Genomic DNA, 21,182 nt, shown 5'->3' on the forward strand with positions numbered 1-21,182 from the left:
TGATTTAACAATCATTTGAGCTGTTATTAAATATATTTCTTTACCACACCGTCATCAAGAAGCTGCTGGAAATGCTCGACTAAACTGATTTCAATATTACGATAACTCATCCCCAATTCTTGTTTGCTTTTATCAGCATTAAAAAAGATAGGGTAGCCCATATTCTTTTCAATAAAATCACGTGAATAGCCAAATACAGGTCCAATGAATTTAAACGCTTTTTTCGGGACTTGGTTGCGTGGAAAAGGAAATTTTTGTCCAAAATTTTGACGTAAAATTTTACCCATTTCCAAGAGGCTGAGTGAACCACCACTAATAACGTAACGTCCAGCTGCATTTTCCTTGAATGCTGCCAAAAGATGTGCATCGGCAACATCACGCACATCTACAATACCATTCCACATCGGTGGGACACCGAGTAAGGTCATGCCGTTGGCAAACTGCTCTAAAACTTCCACACTCCCTGACTGTGTATTTGCGGTCAGTGATGGACCAAGTACCAATGCAGGGTTGACACAGATCAGCGTCCAACGATTTTGTGCTTCCGCCATTTCCCATGCTTTACGCTCTGCCATAACTTTCGAATAAGGGTACGGTTGGTGCGTGGTTGAACTGGTGGTATTCCAGTGAGATTCATCAAACTGATTATGCTGTGTTTTTAAAATATCAATTGCATCGCCATAAGTAGAGGCGATACTTGAGGTCACAATAACGCGTTTGACAGAATCTATTTTATTGACACTATTTAAGACATTTTCCGTGCCTAAAATTGCCGGTTCAATAATATCTTTAACGGCATCTTTATAATTGGTTACAACAAATGGTGAAGCCATATGTAACACAACTTCACAGCCTTGCATGGCTTCATCAAAAGAACCATTTTCTAAAAGGTTAGCTTTAAATAGTTTTAGTGTACCAGAGCTTGCTTGTGCGATTTTCTCTAAATGTGCAAAGCTTTGTTTTTTATTCAGATCACGTACTGTCGCATGCACGGTATAACCTTGCTCAAGTAATTTTTTAATCACCCAACTGGCGATATAGCCTGTTGCACCTGTAACTAGAATGGGTGCTGATGTGTTTCCCTGAGACATTATTTTTTTCCTGCTAATTGTTAATATTCAATATCATAAATATTAAAGTTAAAATTGTCTTGAAATATTAGTATTAAAAAAAGCCAATAAGATAAAGGGATGGGGCTGTCATTGAAAATGAACAGAAAATAGAATAATGAGGATGAATAAGAAGCATTTTTAATGGTTACAAAATAAATCATTTAGAATTTGAAAGAAAAAAATACCAATCAACCATCAGTGCAAGATTGTAAGCAGTTATTTTATATATGGAAAAATGCTTATTCAAATTGCAAATGCGTATGCTTATCATTTTAATTTTATAAAAATCATAAACTTACACATTTTGTCTTTTGCAAATCTTGTGGAATTTGTCCATACTATTGCAAAAGAATGTGGAGTAAGTGAAATGCGTGGCAATCCAGAAGTCATAGACTATCTAAACATGTTGATCGGTGGCGAACTGGCTGCTCGTGATCAGTATCTTATTCATTCACGTATGTATGAAGATTGGGGCTTAAGCAAAATTTATGAACGTATTGATCATGAAATGCAAGAAGAAGCTTCACATGCAGATTCTTTAATTCGCCGCGTACTTTTCCTTGAAGGTACGCCGAACATGAATCGTGACGATATTGTCACCGGTGAAGATGTTGTAACTTGTTTAAAAGCCGATTTGGCATTGGAATATCATGTGCGTGAAAAACTGGCGCAAGGCGTAAAGCTATGTGAAGAAAAAGGCGATTACGTGACCCGTGATATGCTTCGTCAACAAATGAACGATACTGAAGAAGATCATACTTACTGGCTTGAAAAACAATTAGGTTTGATTGAGCTAATTGGTTTACAGAATTATATTCAATCTCAAATGTAAGACACACTAAGCTTCTTGCTTAAGGTGAGACGTTTTAGATTAAAAAAGCCTTTAGACATTCATCTAAAGGCTTTTTTTATACTTCAGTCTTCATTTTTTTGAAAACTTCTGAATATCCGCTAAAACTTGATCAGCATGGGTTTGAGTATTTACACTACTATAGTGATAAACAATTGTTCCTTGTGGATCAATCAAAAAAGTTTCTCGTTTTGCTATTTTGGCGATACCTAAGTTTCGGATAATTCCAAATTGGTCTGCGAGTTGATGATTACTATCGGCAAGAATTGGAAAATTTAGTCCCAGCTTTTCGGAGAATTTTTGATGAGATTTCACATCATCCAAACTTACACCGAGTACCACCGCATTGTTTTTTATAAATTGTGGGTAGAGTGATTTAAACTGATTGGCCTCTTGAGTACAGCCAGGTGAATCATCTTTTGGGTAAAAATATAAAACAACCCATTTACCTTTATATTGACTCAGATCATGCCATTTTGAATTTTGATCTTGTAGTTTAAAACTTGGTGCAGGCTTACCTACCCATTGCTTTTGGTTGGAATCCAGTTTGGAGAGGATAGAGCTTTCCGCATGGCTGGGCGTGTTCAATACGCATAAAGCTGAAACGGAAAGTAAGCTAATACTGAACAGTCGTGATAATTTCATGACAAACACTTTCCTAAATTAATCCTGATTTGATCTTAGCAAATTTTAAGGTTTTGCCGGTATGTAAAATGTTTTGCAATTGTTCACATGCTATTTACGATGAAAGTACATTTAAAATAAATAGGACGTAGAATTATGGACGTTGGTGCAGTATTGATTCAATTAAAAGTGGCCATGATGGACGATGTTATTACATGGCAAAATGAGTTGAATAGGCGTAAGCATGAAGCGATTGAAACACTTCAGGCTGAAGGTGTGCATATTGAATCATGGTTCCATGTGGAACTCGATGGACTAGATTATTTGATTGCTTATACTCGTGCAGATGATATTGCAAAAGCACATGAAATTTCGAAAAAAAGTCAGTTTGCAATCGATCAAGTACATCAGCAATTTAAACGCACTTGGCAAAAAGTCATTCCAGCTAACTTATTGGTCGATTTACAAGATCAGAAATAGTTGTAAGTCTGATTGTCCTTCAATTTTAAGCATGATCTAATAAAACATCTTTACAGTTTTATAGTGATTTAAATTGAATCAATGTATTTTGCTGATCACCGGTTGGGGCGGTGGAACCAACCTACTCCATGCTTTACAACAGGTTCTACAACAGCAAGGCCATGAAGTTGTATTAATCAATATCTTTAATGCATTGGATGAAAGTGTCTTACAACAGCATGTGGAAATAGCCAAAGATTTTGATGTGATTTGTGGGTGGTCTTTAGGGGGGCAATTGGCGACTTTGTTAGTCAAGCAAATTGAACAGCAATATCAACAGCAAAAAGTCTTGATTACACTGGCTTCTAATCCTTGTTTCGTCGCAAATGCTGAATGGCAAACCGCAATGAGCCAAGCAATGTTTCATAACTTTAAACAGTCCTTTGAACATGATGCGATAGCGACATTAAAGAAATTTGGTTTTATGGTTTGCCAGGGTACCGCAACCACACGAGAAGATTTTGTACATTTGCAAAGTTTGGTTCAGCCACAAAATTTAGAGTTACTGAAACAGGGTTTGGCCTGTCTTGAACAATTAAATAATGTGGCTATCTTAAATAACTATGCAGGCAAACAGTATCATATATTTGCTCAACAGGATTTCTTAGTTAGTCACAAAGTCTATGAGAAATTTAAAAATTTCACAGCAAAGTTTTTAGATGTTGAGCTGGTCAATGGTTCACATGGTGTTCCAGTTTTTGATTTTTTAAGTCTAAGTGACAAAATCTGCCAATATTTACAAAAAATAGAATAAATCTATGGATCAGTGGTGAATCTCGCAATTTATTTTTATTGCGCGCAGGTTTAACATCGCTAAACTGTTTTTTGCTGTAATTGTAATGCACATGGAGTGAACGGATGACCGATTTAAACAATGGGTTTGATGATGTCAATCTTGAACAATCAAAGTTAGATGATCTGGACTTTGATCGGCAACATATTTGGCATCCATATACTTCTATGACCAATCCGTTACCGACCTTCAAGGTTAAAAAAGCCTATGCTGCAACTATTGAACTTGAAGATGGCCGCCAATTGATAGATGGGATGTCTTCGTGGTGGTGTGCCATTCATGGTTATAACCATCCTGAGTTGAATCAAGCGGTGACAGATCAGTTAAAGGATATGTCACATATCATGTTTGGTGGATTTACTCATGATCCTGCGATTCAGCTTGGAAAATTACTGGTTCAACTGACCCCGCCTAATTTAGATAAAGTGTTCTTTGCCGATTCTGGTTCTGTCGCTGTAGAAGTGGCATTAAAGATGGCGGTACAGTTTTGGTCTTCACAGGGCTATACAGAGAAAACTAATTTTGTCACTCCGCGATCTGGCTATCATGGCGATACTTGGAATGCGATGTCTGTCTGTGACCCTGTAACAGGCATGCATCAAATTTTTGGTTCAAGTTTGCCCAATCGCTTATTTGTTCCAGCACCCCAAGTCGGATTCTATGAGCAATGGGATCAAAGTGATATTACTGAACTTGAGAAAAGCTTGGCTGAACAACATGCAACGATTGCAGGTTTAATTCTTGAACCGATTGTGCAAGGTGCGGGAGGGATGCGTTTTTACCATCCTGAATATTTGCGTCAAGCCAAACTACTTTGCGAAAAATACAATGTTCTGCTGATTTTTGACGAAATCGCTACGGGTTTTGGGCGTACAGGGAAACTATTTGCTTGGGAGCATGCACAAGTTGAACCTGACATTATGTGTATCGGTAAAAGTTTAACCGGTGGCTATATGACGCTTTCTGCGACATTAACCACCAAACATATTGCTGAAACGATAAGTCAGGGTGAAGTGGGGGTGTTTATGCATGGCCCAACCTTTATGGCAAATCCCTTGGCATGCGCGGTTGCTGTCAAAAGTACACAATTATTAATTTCTCAAGATTGGCAGAGCAATATTCAACGAATTGAAGCTCAGCTTAGACATGCTTTACAGCCCTTACAGTCCTTTAATCATGTTCATGACGTGCGAGTTCTTGGTGCGATAGGGGTGGTTGAATTGACTGTGAATGTCGATATGAAAACCTTACAGCAGGAGTTTGTACGTCGTGGTATCTGGATACGACCATTTGGTAAATTGGTCTATGTTATGCCTCCATATATCATCACAGCACAAGAATTACAAACTTTACTTGAGCAATTGGTTGAGGTGGTCAAGGCTATGGAGCAAAGCGCATGAGCTTGATCAATACACATCTTGAACATTTTTCACAGCAGCTTGATGGGCTTAAGCAGCAAGGCAATTTACGCCAATTTCGTTCGAATGTTCAGCAAGGTCGCTATATCTGCCTTGATCAGCATCAAATGCTCAATTTGGCTTCAAATGATTATCTAGGATTGGCATCTGATCTCACATTACGTGAACAGTTTTTTGATGAAACACCCCATGATCAACGACGAATGAGTTCTTCATCCTCACGTTTGTTGACGGGAAATTTTCCAGAATATGAACTACTTGAAAATAGTTTAAGTCAGGCTTTCCATGGTCGGGCGGCATTGTTATTTAACAGCGGTTATCATATGAATATTGGTATTTTACCTGCACTTGCAGACAGTAAAACGCTGATTCTGGCAGATAAATTGATTCATGCCAGTATGATTGATGGCATTCGTTTATCCTCAGCCAAATATGTACGTTATCGCCATAATGATTTAAATCATTTGACTCAGCTTTTACAAAAATATCATGCAGATGAGGCTTTTGAGCGCATTATTGTGGTGACTGAGTCGATTTTTAGTATGGATGGCGATGAAACTGACTTAGCAGCATTGGTGAGTATTAAGCAACAATTTTCAAAAGTCATGCTCTATGTGGACGAAGCACATGCAATTGGGGTGCGTGGTGAGCAGGGCTTAGGTTGTGCAGAACAATATACAGTGATTGATGATATTGATCTACTTGTGGGGACTTTTGGTAAGGCAATCGCTTCAGTTGGCGGTTATTTAATTTGTCATGCGGTAATTCGGGAATATTTGATTAATTCTATGCGCCCTTTGATTTTCAGTACTGCACAACCGCCAATGTGTATGGCATGGACAAACTTTATTTTTCAAAAAGTTTTAGGCTTAGATCAGCGCCGTCAACATTTACAATCTAAAAGTCAGTATCTACAACAGGCTGTTCAAAACAAAGGTTTTGAGTGCCCCTCAACATCACATATTGTTCCTATTATTCTGGGTGATTCGATTAAAACGGTTGAAAAAGCCAAAGCCTTACAAGATGAGGGTTTTTATATTATGCCTGTACGTCCTCCGACTGTGCCGCAACACAGCTCACGTCTACGAATTTGCTTAACTGCTCAAATCACCCAAGCTGATCTAGATCAGCTGATTCCGTTGTTGTGAGTTGAATGTGACCCCCCCAGAAATTGATAAATCACAGGTTGCCTTGCGTTTTGCACAGGCAGGGCAGAGCTATACCGAGCATGCAGTTGTGCAAAAGAGTATTGCACAACAACTGTTTAATTTAATAAGTGAATATTGCCCAGCACAATATGAAAATGTGTTTGAAATCGGTTGTGGTTCAGGAAATTTAACTGAGCTTTTACTGCAAAATTTTCAAATTAAACATTTGATTTTAAATGATCTATATCCGGAAGTTCAGCAGCATTTTCCTGCGGATAAACCGATTAAATATCGGATTGGCGATATAGAGCAGCTTGAATTTCCAAAACATTTAGACTTAATTAGCTCAAGTTCGGTTTTACAATGGATGAGTGATTTAAATGGTATTTTTCAACAAGCCTTTCATCATTTAAATCCTAATGCGTATTTTTGTTTTTCAACTTTTGGACAGCATAATTTACTGGAAATTAAAAGCTTAACGGGGCAAGGTCTGAATTACTTATCTCTTGACGATCTGCAACAACAATTAAAGCGAAATGGTTTTGAAATTCTACATATTTCCGAGCAAATTGAGCATCTCAATTTTCCACATCCCAAATATATTTTGCAGCATTTAAAAGCCACGGGAGTGACTGCGACAGCATCTGGCTTTAGATGGACAAAGCAGAGTCTCTCCGATTTTTATCATCACTATCAACAGTTTTCACAGGCTGATCAGTCAGGCAATATACGCTACTCACTGACTTATCATCCTATTTATTGTATTTTGCGGAGAATGTCATGACTGGATCGGTTTACTTTATCAGTGGAATAGATACCGGAATTGGCAAAACCTATACCACGGGGTATTTAGCCAAATTATGGAATGAGCAGGGTCAGAAAACCATTACTCAGAAATTAATCCAAACTGGTAATACCGATATTTCAGAAGATATCGAACAACATCGTGAGATTATGGGAATGGGGTGGTTTCCAGAGGATGAAACCAAGCTGACTATGCCTGAAATCTTTAGCTATCCCGCATCTCCTCATTTAGCCAGCAAAATTGACGGACGTGAGGTTGATTTTCAAAAAATTGCAGATGCAACTCAACAACTTACAGAAAAGTATGATGTTGTCTTGTTAGAGGGTGCGGGTGGATTGATGGTACCCCTAACAACTACTTTGCTTTCAATTGATTATGTGGCAGAGAAAAAGTTTCCTGTGATTTTAGTCAGTTCAGGGCGATTGGGTAGCATTAACCATACTATTTTGAGTTTAGAAGCTTTAAAAAATCGTGGGTTAGAACTTTATGCACTTGCTTATAATTTAAATGATGAATCTCAGGATGCTGTCATTTCAAAAGATACTGCAGAATTTTTAAAGCATCATTTAATGAAACATTTTCCGAACAGTGCATGGATTGATATTCCAGTAATCTCTTAATTTGATTTCTTAATTGAGTGCTGAGACACAAGATTCACTATTTTGATTCTCTGTGTTTTTATTGCTTAAAAATTTGAATGCTTTAAAAAAGCGATGTGTATAAAAGGTAATCCTGATGAGTTTTAAAATTCAAATTGAGTTATTTAAAGAACTTGAAATAACTTACCTTGATTTTGAAAGTAATGCGGCGACACAAATCTTGAGTAGTTTTGATCAGATTGATTGGATGCAGCAAGCTGTATGGGGATACATGGAAGAGCACAATGGTGATTTTCCATTTTTTCAGATTGAGCATATTCAAACTGGACGTAAGTTTGGTGGATTATTTGTGGTTTATAGTCGCAATGAATTTAACTTTAATACACATGCTGAGCTCTACCAAAAGCAACAAAAATCGCATTTGTTTGGGCTATTTAAATCTGAAGCGATGCCAAGTTTTGATAATGATGATGTTCCTTTTGCTGTATTTCGAGATTGTTTAGAAAATTTTTTACGTGGCAATGATGTTGAAATAGAGCGTTTAATGAAAACAGTCTATCCAAGTTATACCAATACTGGTTTTTTTGATCATTAAACTTGGAATCAAAATTTAAAGTCATTTTTTGATGGCTTTAAAATTTTATATGATTTTGATAATAAAATGAATTTTCGTAATTTGGGTTTTGTGGCAATGCAGGATTACATAAAGAATAAAGTTATAACAAATTAATCTTTTTTAAACATGCAAAGTCATTTATATTTCATATCAGTAGCGTACTTTATGTTCAATCAGCGCTGTGAAATAAAATAAACCGAAAATAATGAAGAGGTGAAGCATGTCAGGATGGTATGAAATTAGTCAAGCTAAAGATGGTCAATATCGCTTTGTATTAAAAGCCGGAAATGGGGAAATTATTCTCACCAGCGAGCTTTATAAAGCTAAAGCTTCTGCACAAAATGGGATTGCATCCGTGCAAAAAAATAGCCCTGATGATGCACGTTATGATCGTTTAGAAGCGAAAAATGGTAAACCTTATTTCAACTTAAAAGCAGCAAATCATCAAATTATCGGAACAAGTCAATTCTATTCAGGCGATGCTGCTCGAGATAATGGTATTGAGTCAGTTAAGAAAAATGGTCTATCAGAGAAAGTAAAAGATTTAACAGAACAGGCATAGGATCAGCAATAAATTACCCACATCAATCACTAAAAGCATGTCATTGCAATGATGTGCTTTTTTTTGAACCAAAAACAAACGATAAAAAAATGTATTATTAAGTTGTATAGAATAATTACCCTAATCACAATATATTCGCTTTAGGTCGGTATCGGTTTAGAGAGTTTATCTATATTTTTGACTTTGAATTTCTCCTTATACTCAACAGTTAATATGATTTTTTTTCATGATCTTTTATGATTTTTTTAAAGCTTTTTAAAAGTTTAAATATGTTAGGCTAACTTCAATATTAAATAAAAGGAGAATGATTATTTAATAAAAGATTCAACATTAATTAAAATTATTATTAACTTTAATTAATGAGTTTTTAAAGTATTATTAATCAAATTAAGAGGTAAGTTTTTGATGATGAAAGACTAACTTAATATATCTATTTGTATTATTGAGTGATTTATTTTTGTGAAAGGTTTTGTTTATCTCTAAGCATAATATTGTTGTTTTATAAACTGATTAAATCGAATTAAGTAACTGTGATATTTGATTTAAATTGATTATGCTGGAAAAAATAAACAAAAAACTTCACATAATACTTATTAAGTGTTAAATTCATCACAAACAAGAATAATGAGGTTTTATGATGAAAATAGCAATCGATGGTAATGTGAAAATTGCTGACGAGATAATATCTCAAATTGAATTATGGGATGCTGCTGTTCTTGGTAATAAAATTGATCATCTCTTAGATCAATGTGCCGATGATGTCAATATGTTTGATGTGAGTATACAATTAGACGGTGTTGATGCATACAAAAAAGAATGGGAGAAGTTCAGTCCATATTTTAGTGAAAATGTGCAGATTGTACGTCGAAATATGAAAATTTATGTATCAAACGATTTAGCTGTATTGCATTGCCATTCAAAAGTGGAGAATGCTGTGCTTAAAGAAAAGATACAGATGCCATGGTGCCGAACGACATTATGCCTTAAAAAGAAAGGAGGCCAATGGTTAGTGGTTCATCAACATATTTCTATGCCAATTGATATGAGCACTGGTAAAGCCATCGTGATCAAGGATATTTCTAAATTGAAATTAGTGGTTTAGCCCAATAGATTTATTCGTTATTAAGCCCTTTGATTGGGCTTTTTATTGATGAATTTTTAAATTTTTCCGATACATTTTGGATCATTAACAAAATTGTCAAAAGAACTCAGTTTTTTACTTGAATGAAAGCTAGAGTTTTGAAAAAATCATGATAATAATCCCAATAATGTGAAAATAATGCCAAATTCATTATTTGTAAAATATGGGTGGTTAAAGCCACTTGCTCCACGAAATCCGCACGAACCACATCGCGCAGCAACCTCATTAGAATTATTATTTGACTTAATTTTTGTCGTAGCCATTGCCACAGCAGGGCAACAATTACACCATAGCATTATCGAAAATCATTTATCCCATGGCTTAACACTTTATTTTATGGTGTTTTTTGCATTGTGGTGGGCATGGATGAACTTTAGCTGGTTTGCATCTGCCTATGACAATGATGATGTATTTTATCGAATCATGACCTTTGTGCAGATTATTGGTTCACTTGTGATTGCAGCAGGGATACCTAGCGCATTTCAACAACAAGATTTTGATGTGATCATTATTGGTTATGTCATCATGCGTTTGGGCCTCGTTACACAATGGTTTCGTGTTGCTAAAAATGATCCTGAGCGTAAACAAACAGCATTGAGATATGCAACTGGTATTATCATCGTACAGATTGGCTGGTTACTTTTTCATTTTACGCCGATCAATTTCACCCTTTATTTGTTTCTACTTTTGGTGGTCGCTGAACTGACTGTGCCAATCTTTGCTGAAGCACATAATATGACGCCTTGGCATCCACATCATATTTCCGAGCGTTATGCCTTACTTACGATTATTGTCCTTGGTGAATCGATCATTGGTAGTTTTGCTGCAATTTCTGATGCATTAAACAATCAGTTATTAAGCCAAGAGTTAATCTTTTTGATGATTGGTGGGCTACTCATTATGTTTACTATGTGGTGGGCTTATTTTGATCATGATGTTGCTGAACGACTCAATAGCCGTAAGCGTGCATTTTCATGGGGCTATGGTCATTTTTTTATTTTCGTGAGTATTGCAGCTCTTGGCGCAGGTTTAGCTGCTGCCGTGGATGTTGTGACGCATAAAGCTGAAATCTCGGCTGACATTGTTAGCTATTTTGTTGCAATCTCTTTGATTGTCTATACTGCGAGCCTTTGGTTATTGCAGGAAATTCACCATCTTTCAGGGATTAAGAAATGGTTTTATCCAATTACAGCAGCCATCGTACTCTGTATTCCGATGATATTTACGCAAGTGGGTTATGCTGTTTTTGCTATGGCAATTGTTTATGCGCTACGTTTGATTTTTTCAAAATGTTATTTGGCAAGATAATAAATTAATTGGGTTCTGAGCAATGGGATTTCATGATTTTTATCGTTTGAGTTCGCACGCTGTGATTTTTAATGAAAATCGACAAGTCTTATTATTGAAAGCGACTTATGCTGATTGTGCATGGGGTTTACCTGGTGGTGGATTGGATCAAGGTGAAACAGTGCATGAAGCGCTAATTCGTGAATGCCAAGAAGAATTAGGTTGTGAAGTTTCGATCGAATATTTATCAGGGGTTTATTATCATTCTGCAGTAAATTCCCATGCATTTATGTTTAAGTGTACATTGCAGAGCGATCAGCCAATCAATTTAAGTGATGAGCATTCAGAGTATCGATGGTTTGATTTTGACCAACTTTCACCTGTGCAAAAAATTCGTATTGAAGATTGTTTTCATTTTGATGGTCAGGTAAAGAGCAGGGCATTTTAAAGATTGGATATCGCTATCAAACAGGGGATAGAATATCCGTCTCATTCAAAAAGCAGATTCACTTTCAGACAATGGTATGGGTTAAAATAAAGCAATAAAAAACAGGTCATCAAGACCTGTTTTTTATTTACCTCAATTTAATATTATTTATCTGGTAATGCATAAGCAACGATAGAGTCACCCATTTTGGTACCAAATGAACCATGACCACCCGCCATGATCACAACGTATTGTTTACCATTGCTTTCATAGGTCATTGGTGTTGCTTGCCCGCCCGCAGGTAGACGACCTTTCCATAGCTCATCACCATTGCTGACATTGATCGCTCGGATGTAATCATCTTGAGTTGCTCCAATGAACATCACATTACCCGCAGTTGAGATCGAACCACCTAACATTGGCACACCCATTTTAAATGGTGGCAATGGAATACCTGGCATACTGTCACGAATTGTACCAATACGACGTTTCCAAGCAACATCATGCGTTTTCAAATCTACACCAGCAACATAACCCCATGCAGGTTGTTTGCATGGTAAGCCAAATGGTGAAAGGAATGCACTGATTTCAACACCGTAAGGAACACCGTACATGGGTTGAACACCCGCTTCTGTGCCTGCACCTTTAGCTGTTTGTTTACGGTTAGGATCAGCAGGAATCAATCGACTGACAAAAGGTAGGCCAATTGGATTCATGACTGCGATTTGACGATCAGGGTTAAGTGATAAGCCACCCCATTCAAATACACCCAAGTTACCAGGGAAAACTAAAGTTCCGTTTTCTGAAGGTGGAGTATAAATACCGTCATAATTTAACTTGTGGAATGACACACGACAAATTAACTGGTCAAACATGGTTGCACCCCACATTTGTTTATCCGTTAATTTTTCTTGAGGAGCTAAGTTAAAGTCTGAGAACGGTTGTGTTGGAGAATAAAACTCACCTTTAGTTTGCGGACCACGTTTTACACTTTGTGGTACTGGACGTTCGTTAATCGGTACAATTGCTTTACCATTACGGCGGTCCAAAACAAAGGCATTTCCTGTTTTAGTCAATACATAGATTGCTGGAACAGTTTGCCCAGTTTTATCTTTGATATCCGCTAAGGTTGGTTGTGATGGTACATCCATATCCCATAAATCATGGTGAGTTGTTTGGAAGTTCCAGATCAATTTACCTGTTGTAGCATTGATTGCTAGCATTGAGTTTGCATAACGTTCATGCAGTTTTGTACGGTTACCACCCCAAATATCTGGTGTACCTACACCTGTTGGTACATAAACGATATCGAGTTTTGCATCATATGCCAGCGGAGCCCATGCATTCGGTGAGTTTTGGACATATTTCTGACCAGGACCCGGAATCTGATTCGGATTTTCAGCACCAGTATCAAATACCCAAAGCAATGCACCTGTATTTACATCATAACCACGGATAACACCAGAAGGCTCTTGAGTAGAATAGTTATCAGTTGTTGAACCACCAATAATAATGGTAGTGCCTGTTACAACTGGAGGTGATGTTGGAATATAACCACCTGGATAAGGGAATGGCATGTCTTTCTGTAAATCAACTTCACCGTTATGACCAAAGTCAGAACATGCTTTACCTGTTTCAGCGTTTACAGCAACAATACGACCATCATTGACTGGTAAAATAACTTTACGAGGACATTCTGTAGAAGCCGATTTTTTAGCTTGTAAACTTGCAGCGAACCCAACGGTATTGTCTGCATCGTAATAAGAAACACCACGACAAGTTAAATGTTGGAAAGTATTATCGGCTTTGAGTTTAGGATCAAATACCCATTTCTCTTTACCTGTAGAAGGATCAAGAGAAACCAATTTTTGGTGTGTTGTACACAGGTACATGTTGTTACCGATTTTAATCGGTGTGACTTGATTGGTCGTCTCGCCTGAGTCATTTTCCGTCTTGACTTCGCCTGTACGATAGGTCCAAGCAACTTTAAGATCTTTAACATTCTCTGAGTTGATTTGGTTCAAAGGCGAATAGCGTAAACCTGATTGAGTCCGACCATAAGCTGGCCAGTCTGCATCTGCAATACCATCAATCGCTGCTGGTGTTGGCTGTTTACTGGTTAATGTCCCACGAATTTCTTGTGGATCATTAAAGATAGAATAAGCCATAACCGCTATGGTGATCGCCAATGTACCTGAGAGTACAATTTTAGCACCTTTGGCATCGAAACCACGTGTCACTGCTGGAATGAGTAGCCATAAGCCAAACACACCTAAAATATCTAAACGCGGTGCAAGCGCGAAGAAGTCTGAACCGACTTCCCATAGTCCCCAGACAACTGTGCCGAGTACTAATGCTGAATAGACGTATAAAGCAGAACTATTTAATTTGCGTAATAAGATTGCTGTTGCAATGAAAAGTATACCGGCAATGATGTAGTACCAAGACCCACCCAGTGCTGCCAGCCATACTCCGCCGCCTAATAGAACTACACCGAAAACAATTGCAATCACAACTGTTAGGGTTCTGAGTCCTGAAGATGGAGTTTGCATATTGACCACCTATCTATTTGATTAATTTTCTACGCTTTACCTTCCCATTAAGGAGTGATGAAGCACATTGTTTAAATTTTTAGATTTTAAATATTTCGATGCGAGGGGAGAGAAAGAGTTAAAATGGCATCGAAATATTTATGATCTATAACACTAGAATGCAGTTTGGAATTTGATACCGCCAACCCATGCATTTTCACCATCTTTATATGCACCTACATGACGAATATATTGCACATTTGGACGGATCGTCAGCCAATTTGTTGCATGTACACCGTAGTAAATTTCAGTGTTGTACTCTTCATCTTGTTGACGAATTTGAGTGTTGTTCACATCATTGTTGATGCTGATACGAGAAAAACCAATTGCGACATCATCTTGAGGACGCGCATCGAAAGGACCTTTATAGACCAATCCAATATTTTGCATATTGTCGACAGTGTTTGTGTCTGAGTCATGAAGGGTTAAATTAATAAAACCCGTTAAGCCACGACGTGCATCACCGTGATGTGCTGTAAGTTGTTGCTTGGCAACCAGCCATCCACCTTGTTTATGATCTGTTTCATTTGGATTTTTAATGCGTTGTGTATCGACAGTACTGTAGTAATAGCCCAAACGGTATTCACCTGGCAATTTTGCAACACTGAGTTTCGGTTGCCAAACGATTTCCGCAGGAATAATTGCACCATGTGAACCATCTGTACTTAAGTTAAATCCTTTGCCACGTTCTAAGTTTTCAGGATTATATTCATAAGCGCCAACTTGAGCATATAAGTCAGATTGGATGTTATATTTAACCCGCGCAGCCCATTGGCTAACAGGCCAGTTATACCACTGATCGCCTACCCAGTTACCCACTTGAGAGCCACAAAGTGCGAGATTTTGAAAATCACAGTCAAAGCTGTTAAAATCCTCACCTTCGCCAAAACGACCCATTTTAATATCTAATTTTTGATCAAAGAATTTTTTCTTGATCCAAAAATCAGTTAAGCGCCAAGTTTGACCACGACCCCAAACTTCTTGGGTTGAGCTGAGTTGTCCTGCAAGGGCATCAGAGGTTTGAGACAATGAACGACCATTACGTTCAGTGATGGTGATTTGGGCTTCAGTGTCTTTCCATCCAAGCACTTTTTCCAAGTCTACATGACTACCAATTGCAAACTGGTCTGCATACTCAGTTCCATGGCTTGAATGGTTTTTTGAATCTAATAAGGTGGCTAATTCGCCAGTGTAGCCGAAGCTGAAGTCATAACCTTTTTGTTGGAGCTCGGTTCTTTTTCCGTTCCAATCACCAAACATCCATGGGCTTTCTGCATTAAATGCTTCAGCTGCATGAGCACTTTGAAAAGAACTACATAAAGATAATAAGCTGATAGCCCAATAAAAGTGACCTTTAGATTTATTCATATTTGGTGACCTTGATAACACTTTGTAACTAATTATTTATAATACTCTCATATTTGTATAAAAATCTATTATTTTTGACTTTTAATTGTAATTAATGTGAGTATTTTATCTCATGGTGATAATTTTTTAATAAATGAATATTGGCTTTTTGAATATTTTTGGTTAATTTAATCTATTGTTTTTAAACCACTAAATTTTATTTAAAAATTAATTAAAAACGATGGATTAAAATTGATTCGAGAAAATTAGGCCACCTGTGTAACTTATTTAGAATTAAGATTACACAGGATGCTGAGCTTACAAATTATACAAATTGTAAAGAAAATGACAGAATTGTAATTTTATTTAACTTGAATTGTGTTGTATTAACTGGGTAATTACCATTTCCCTTCACCCAATTGCTGGCCAATATAGTGATATTGCATTTGTGATCTTGAAAACTTAATTGGACAGGCTAACTGTGGTTCAGTTTGATCAGAATTGGGCTTCAATGGAACATTAACCACCCAATTGCGTTGTTGTGAAATTTGGGACTGTAGTGCTTCATCTAATCTCAGTACGGGTTCTACGCAAACGTCCAGTTGCTCAAACAGTTGATTCCATTCAGCCAGATTTTTACTTTTAATTTTATCTCGAATCGCTTGTTTGACCATTTGACGATCTTCAGTATCGAAAGAAGCACCTTTTTGTAGAAGGATTGGCAATTCTAAGGCGCTTGCCAGTCCTGTCATAAATTGTGGCTCTAAGCTACCAATAGATAAATAACGAGCATCGGCAGTTTCATAGTAATCATAAAAGGTTCCTCCATTGAGCTGTTCTGATTCACGTTGTTGGTGCTGACCACCAGCTAAACTGGCTGCTGCTGCCATATTATTGAGTCCCACCACACAATCGGTCATGGAAATATCAATATATTGACCCAGACCGCTACTTTGACGTTCCACTACAGCAGCAAGAATGCCAATGACAGCATGTAAAGAGCCTCCTGCCACATCTGCGATTTGAATCCCCATTGGCGGTGGCCCACTGTCTTGACGACCACAATGTCCAGCGATACCAGACAGTGCAATATAGTTAATATCATGTCCAGCTTTGTCTTTATATGAGCCTGTTTGACCATAACCCGTAATTGAACAGTAAATTAAACGCGGGTTAATTTCAGCCAAGGTTGGATAATCTAAGCCCAAACGTTGCATTACCCCCGGACGAAACTGTTCAACAACAATATCAAACTCGGAAATCTTTTGTTTGACTTGTTCAATACTGATAGGGTCTTTTAAATCTAAAGTGACGGATTGCTTATTTCTGTTGAGATAACTGTGTGAAGTTGCTTGTCCATTGGCATAAGGCGGGAACAAGCGAACCAGATCTGGACGCGTTGGTGATTCAATGTGGATCACTTCTGCACCTAAGTCTGCAAGGTATAAAGTTGCAAATGGACCGGGTAATAAAGTGGAAAAATCGAGTACTTTCAATCCCTTTAAAGCTGTTGTCATAATTGTTTTTACCAATAGTGTCTTGATTTTAGACCCATAATAGAAATATAAAATTAACAAAACAATGTCATGTTCAGCCATTTACCTTGATCATTTCGGCAATTTATGATGTAAAAAGGTGATCTGCACTGTTGTAAATCGCCAATAAAACATTTTTTAGCGTCATTTAGGTCAATTGTTAGTGAACATCAAAGAGAGTGAAGGATTTACCATGAGTCGTGATACGATCAGTATCCATTTTGTGAATGCCGCCTTAACAGGTGTGAAGCGTCTAGGAATGGACGTTGACACCTTACTTTCACATGTTGGCATAGAAGCAGAGTTACTTCGCCAACCTAAAGCACGTATTTCACCAGAGCAATATACACGTTTTGTAAAAATGCTGTGGATGGTGACCCAAGATGAACATGTTGGCTTTGATATCCAACCTCGTCGTTTGGGGTCTTTTGCCATTATGTGCCAATTGATTATCCACGCTAAAACTTTGGGTGATGCTTTAGAGTTATCATCACAATTTTATAAATTATTTGGGGATGAGTGGTCGGTCGCAGTTGAACGTGATAAACATGAAGCGCGTTTAGTACCACTGATTCCAAAAACCATGGATCCTGATCATTTTATTACTGAAAGTATGCTGATGATTTGGCATGGTTTAGCTTCATGGTTAATTGAACGTCGTATTCCTTTAGAACGGGTACATTTTGGTTACCCACGTCCAAATCATGCAGATGAGTATGATGCGCTGTTTTTTGCACCTGTCATGCAATTTGATATGCCACGTACTGAAATTACTTTTGCCGCTGACTATTTGGATTTACCGATTCGTCAGGATGAAGCAAGTTTAGAAGAGTTTTTAAAAGCTGCGCCTGCTCAGCTTTTGGTGAAGTTTAAAAATACCAATTCTTTAACTTCGCGTATTCGTGAAGTCTTAAAGAGTCAAATTGGTGAAGAAATGCCAACCTTAAATGATGTGGCTTCAATGTTGTATTTATCACCACAAACCTTGCGCCGCCGCTTAGCTGCAGAAGGTAAGAGTTACCAAGGCGTTAAAGATGCCTTGCGTCGTGATGCAGCGATTCATTTGTTGTTAAATCCGGATTTAACCTTGGAGGATGTAGCACAACAAGTGGGCTTTAGTGAAACCAGTACCTTCCATCGCGCATTTAAAAAATGGACAGGGGTTACCCCAGGGCTTTATCGTCAATTGCATGGTTATCATTAATCAAACATAGATGAATTCAAAAGTATTTTTGTTGATCCTAAGCCCAAGTATCACTTGGGCTTTTTTATGCCTGATCATTTCAGCTAAAATATCTTGTAAGATATAAGCGATAAAGCAAAAGAATTTTAAACAAATAGGGTATTAAAAAATGATTAGGCTGGCTGAGTTTGATGATATGCAGGTACAAGATTTACTCAGAATTCACTTACATGGTATGCATAAAAACTCACCGATTGAGCATAGTTTTGCATTAGATCTAACTGCGTTACAACAACCAGAAATTAGCTTTTTTACCCTTTGGGAGCAAAATGAACTTTTAGCTTGTGGTGCAATTCAAGAGCTTTCATCTACACATGCCGAATTAAAGTCCATGCGGACACATCCCAAACATTTACGTAAAGGTGCTGCAACAGAAATGCTGAAACATCTTTTAATGATTGCTCAACAACGTAAATACCAAAAATTGAGTTTGGAAACGGGAACACACTTATCTTTTGAACCTGCAATTTGCTTGTATAAAAAATTTGGCTTTATTAAAGGTGCTTCTTTTTCAGAATATCAGGAGTCTGATTTTAATCAATTCTATCATTTAGATTTATCCACTCAATAGCGCATTGAATAATATTAGTGATGATTGTGAAAAAAGAGAATATCGCACCTGCTTATTTTAGATTTGAGCTAAGTAATTAGGTGAGATTTGAATGTTTTTATACTGGATACATAGATGGCATGTTTAATTAGAAAAATTAATCCTTCGGATATAGCGCAACTGATCGAAATAGAAAAATCTGCTACACAAGCATTTTCAAGTATTCCCGAGTTATCTTGGCTTGTCGAAAGCCCCGTATTGTCAGCACAAGATCACTTACAATTGATTTCTTCTGCTTATGCATTTATCGCGATTAATCAAAAGAATCAAGCTACAGGCTTTTTATATGCAGAAAGACAAGCACTTGATTTATATATCATTGAACTAGATGTGAGTGCCGCATTTCAAAAACAAGGGATTGGTCGGCAATTGATTGAATATGCGATTACTATAGCTCAGGGAGAGGGCTGTGATGCTGTGACATTAACTACCTTTCATAATGTGATTTGGAATCGGCCATTTTATGAAAAATTAGGCTTTGAAAAGATCAATGCGCTTGAGATGCCTCTCTATCTTGAGCATAAACTTGAGTATGAAGTTGCATGTGGTTTTTCTCGTAACAGCAGATGTGCAATGAGATTGGCACTTAATTGAAATACGCGATTTGTTTTCGTTTTCCCATTCAGAACGAACCAGCCAATTGACAAAAAATATCAACTGACTATTTCGTTCTCGTCATTGAACTCTCAACTTTATAACGTACACTCAAAGCAGATAACAACCTAGAAGTCATAAGAAGGAACAGCTATGAGCGAGGCTTACATCATTGATGCCATTCGCACACCACGCGGAAAAGGAAAAAAAGATGGTTCACTGTATGAAGTGAAACCAATTACATTATTAACCACATTGCTCAATGAATTGAAAGATCGTCATCAGCTTGATACTTCAAAAGTAGACGATATCGTACTGGGTTGTGTAACACCAATTGCCGATCAAGGCGGTGATATTGCTAAAACTGCTGCAATTGCAGCAGGTTGGGACAATGATGTTGCCGGTGTGCAAATCAACCGTTTCTGTGCTTCAGGTCTTGAAGCCGTCAATATGGCTGCACAAAAAGTACGTTCAGGCTGGGAAGACATTGTTGTTGCTGGCGGCGTAGAGTCTATGTCACGTATTCCAATGGGTTCTGATGGTGGACCTTGGGCGTTAGACCCTGAAACAAATTTAAAATCACATTTTGTTCCTCAAGGGATTGGAGCGGACTTAATTGCCACGCTAGATGGTTATAGTCGTACAGATGTGGATGAGTTTGCTGCCAACTCCCAACGTAAAGCTGCTGCTGCACAGGCTGCGGGTCGCTTTGATCAGTCAGTGGTTGCTGTTAAAGATAAAGCTGGTGTTACGATTCTTGACAAAGATGAATTCATTAAACCAACTACAACTGCTGAAGGCTTGGCAAAACTTAATCCAAGTTTTGAAATGATGGGTGGAATGGGCTTTGATGCGATTGCATTACAACAATATCCAGAAGCGCAAAAAATTAACCATGTACATCATGCTGGAAACTCATCGGGTATCGTAGATGGTGCAGCAGTGGTGCTGATTGCTTCTGAAAAAGCAGTCAAAGAGCAAGGTTTAAAGCCACGTGCAAAAGTGTTGGCAACGGCATTGGTTGGAACAGATCCAACCATCATGCTAACAGGCCCTGCACCTGCTGCGCGTAAGGCGTTGGCAAAAGCAGGTCTTAGCATAGATGATATTGATCTCTTTGAAGTGAATGAAGCATTTGCATCTGTAGTGATGCGCTTTATGACTGAACTTAAAGTCCCAGCTGAAAAAGTCAATGTGAATGGGGGGGCAATTGCAATGGGGCATCCGTTGGGTGCAACAGGTGCAATGATTCTCGGTACGTTACTCGATGAATTAGAACGTCAAGGTAAAAAACGTGGTCTAGCAACATTATGTGTAGGTGGTGGCATGGGTATTGCGACCATTATTGAGTTGGTATAAGG

General features: G+C 37.8%; 21 protein-coding genes. 16 read left to right on the plus strand and 5 right to left on the minus strand.

The features are described from left to right. Positions 1 to 26 precede the first annotated feature (26 nt). On the minus strand, positions 27 to 1,091 hold the full coding sequence (locus tag WFN33_RS17695) for an SDR family oxidoreductase (RefSeq protein ID WP_336954343.1): 1,065 nt from the start codon (positions 1,089 to 1,091) through the stop codon (positions 27 to 29). A 388-nt stretch (positions 1,092 to 1,479) separates the two neighbouring features. On the opposite strand from WFN33_RS17695, the gene ftn reads away from it, so the two are divergent. After that, positions 1,480 to 1,944, plus strand: coding sequence for a heteropolymeric bacterioferritin subunit Ftn (ftn, locus tag WFN33_RS17700; protein ID WP_336954344.1), 465 nt, complete (start codon positions 1,480 to 1,482; stop codon positions 1,942 to 1,944). A 90-nt stretch (positions 1,945 to 2,034) separates the two neighbouring features. On the opposite strand, the gene WFN33_RS17705 is transcribed toward ftn, so the two are convergent. Next, a complete protein-coding gene (locus WFN33_RS17705; protein ID WP_336954345.1) occupies positions 2,035 to 2,607 on the minus strand; it encodes a peroxiredoxin in 573 nt (190 codons plus the stop codon). A 135-nt stretch (positions 2,608 to 2,742) separates the two neighbouring features. On the opposite strand from WFN33_RS17705, the gene WFN33_RS17710 reads away from it, so the two are divergent. From WFN33_RS17710 to WFN33_RS17760, 11 genes are all read left to right on the plus strand, one after another. Further along, on the plus strand, positions 2,743 to 3,066 hold the full coding sequence (locus WFN33_RS17710; protein ID WP_336954346.1) for a DUF6176 family protein: 324 nt from the start codon (positions 2,743 to 2,745) through the stop codon (positions 3,064 to 3,066). 73 nt (positions 3,067 to 3,139) lie between these two features. Next, the gene (locus WFN33_RS17715) at positions 3,140 to 3,859 is read left to right on the plus strand and encodes a hydrolase (protein WP_336954347.1); all 720 of its coding nucleotides are present in this window, start codon (positions 3,140 to 3,142) and stop codon (positions 3,857 to 3,859) included. A 104-nt stretch (positions 3,860 to 3,963) separates the two neighbouring features. Further along, complete coding sequence (bioA, locus tag WFN33_RS17720; RefSeq protein ID WP_336954348.1) at positions 3,964 to 5,298, plus strand: adenosylmethionine--8-amino-7-oxononanoate transaminase; 1,335 nt, start codon at positions 3,964 to 3,966, stop codon at positions 5,296 to 5,298. Continuing rightward, complete coding sequence (locus WFN33_RS17725; protein ID WP_336954349.1) at positions 5,295 to 6,464, plus strand: 8-amino-7-oxononanoate synthase; 1,170 nt, start codon at positions 5,295 to 5,297, stop codon at positions 6,462 to 6,464. The genes bioA and WFN33_RS17725 overlap by 4 nt, the downstream gene beginning before the upstream one ends. 7 nt (positions 6,465 to 6,471) lie before the next feature. After that, positions 6,472 to 7,248 (plus strand): malonyl-ACP O-methyltransferase BioC, encoded by a 777-nt coding sequence (gene bioC / locus WFN33_RS17730; protein WP_336954350.1) that lies wholly within the window; start codon positions 6,472 to 6,474, stop codon positions 7,246 to 7,248. After that, positions 7,245 to 7,889 carry a dethiobiotin synthase gene (gene bioD, locus WFN33_RS17735; RefSeq protein WP_336954352.1) on the plus strand — a complete coding sequence of 215 codons (645 nt, stop codon included), beginning with the start codon at positions 7,245 to 7,247 and terminating at the stop codon, positions 7,887 to 7,889. Before bioC ends, bioD begins: the two co-directional genes overlap by 4 nt. Positions 7,890 to 8,004: 115 nt before the next feature. Beyond that, a complete protein-coding gene (locus tag WFN33_RS17740; RefSeq protein WP_336954353.1) occupies positions 8,005 to 8,463 on the plus strand; it encodes a hypothetical protein in 459 nt (152 codons plus the stop codon). 241 nt (positions 8,464 to 8,704) lie between these two features. Further along, positions 8,705 to 9,046: a YegP family protein gene (locus tag WFN33_RS17745; RefSeq protein WP_336954354.1), complete on the plus strand. Its 342-nt coding sequence runs from the start codon at positions 8,705 to 8,707 to the stop codon at positions 9,044 to 9,046. Between the two features lie 637 nt (positions 9,047 to 9,683). Continuing rightward, on the plus strand, positions 9,684 to 10,148 hold the full coding sequence (locus WFN33_RS17750) for a YybH family protein (protein ID WP_336954398.1): 465 nt from the start codon (positions 9,684 to 9,686) through the stop codon (positions 10,146 to 10,148). 177 nt (positions 10,149 to 10,325) lie between these two features. Next, on the plus strand, positions 10,326 to 11,495 hold the full coding sequence (locus WFN33_RS17755; RefSeq protein ID WP_336954355.1) for a low temperature requirement protein A: 1,170 nt from the start codon (positions 10,326 to 10,328) through the stop codon (positions 11,493 to 11,495). Between the two features lie 22 nt (positions 11,496 to 11,517). Next, positions 11,518 to 11,922, plus strand: a complete 405-nt coding sequence (locus WFN33_RS17760) for an NUDIX hydrolase (protein WP_336954356.1) — start codon at positions 11,518 to 11,520, stop codon at positions 11,920 to 11,922. 143 nt (positions 11,923 to 12,065) lie between these two features. On the opposite strand, the gene WFN33_RS17765 is transcribed toward WFN33_RS17760, so the two are convergent. From WFN33_RS17765 to WFN33_RS17775, 3 genes are all read right to left on the minus strand, one after another. After that, complete coding sequence (locus WFN33_RS17765; RefSeq protein ID WP_336954357.1) at positions 12,066 to 14,453, minus strand: glucose/quinate/shikimate family membrane-bound PQQ-dependent dehydrogenase; 2,388 nt, start codon at positions 14,451 to 14,453, stop codon at positions 12,066 to 12,068. A 153-nt stretch (positions 14,454 to 14,606) separates the two neighbouring features. Then, on the minus strand, positions 14,607 to 15,860 hold the full coding sequence (locus WFN33_RS17770; protein ID WP_336954358.1) for a carbohydrate porin: 1,254 nt from the start codon (positions 15,858 to 15,860) through the stop codon (positions 14,607 to 14,609). Between the two features lie 377 nt (positions 15,861 to 16,237). Then, entirely contained in the window at positions 16,238 to 17,356 is a 1,119-nt protein-coding gene (locus WFN33_RS17775; RefSeq protein WP_336954359.1) for a CaiB/BaiF CoA transferase family protein, read from the minus strand. 211 nt (positions 17,357 to 17,567) lie between these two features. Between WFN33_RS17775 and WFN33_RS17780 the strand changes: the two genes are divergently transcribed. The 4 genes from WFN33_RS17780 to WFN33_RS17795 all read left to right on the plus strand — a co-directional run bounded on the left by WFN33_RS17780 (position 17,568) and on the right by WFN33_RS17795 (position 21,180). Next, positions 17,568 to 18,578 (plus strand): AraC family transcriptional regulator, encoded by a 1,011-nt coding sequence (locus tag WFN33_RS17780; RefSeq protein ID WP_004724010.1) that lies wholly within the window; start codon positions 17,568 to 17,570, stop codon positions 18,576 to 18,578. Positions 18,579 to 18,726: 148 nt separating this feature from the next. Further along, a complete protein-coding gene (locus tag WFN33_RS17785) occupies positions 18,727 to 19,188 on the plus strand; it encodes a GNAT family N-acetyltransferase (RefSeq protein WP_336954360.1) in 462 nt (153 codons plus the stop codon). Between the two features lie 114 nt (positions 19,189 to 19,302). Then, positions 19,303 to 19,821 (plus strand): GNAT family N-acetyltransferase, encoded by a 519-nt coding sequence (locus tag WFN33_RS17790; RefSeq protein WP_336954361.1) that lies wholly within the window; start codon positions 19,303 to 19,305, stop codon positions 19,819 to 19,821. Positions 19,822 to 19,974: 153 nt separating this feature from the next. Continuing rightward, on the plus strand, positions 19,975 to 21,180 hold the full coding sequence (locus WFN33_RS17795; protein WP_004724005.1) for an acetyl-CoA C-acetyltransferase: 1,206 nt from the start codon (positions 19,975 to 19,977) through the stop codon (positions 21,178 to 21,180). Positions 21,181 to 21,182 lie beyond the last annotated feature (2 nt).

The organism is Acinetobacter sp. AS167, from assembly GCF_037152175.1.
Classification (GTDB): domain Bacteria; phylum Pseudomonadota; class Gammaproteobacteria; order Pseudomonadales; family Moraxellaceae; genus Acinetobacter.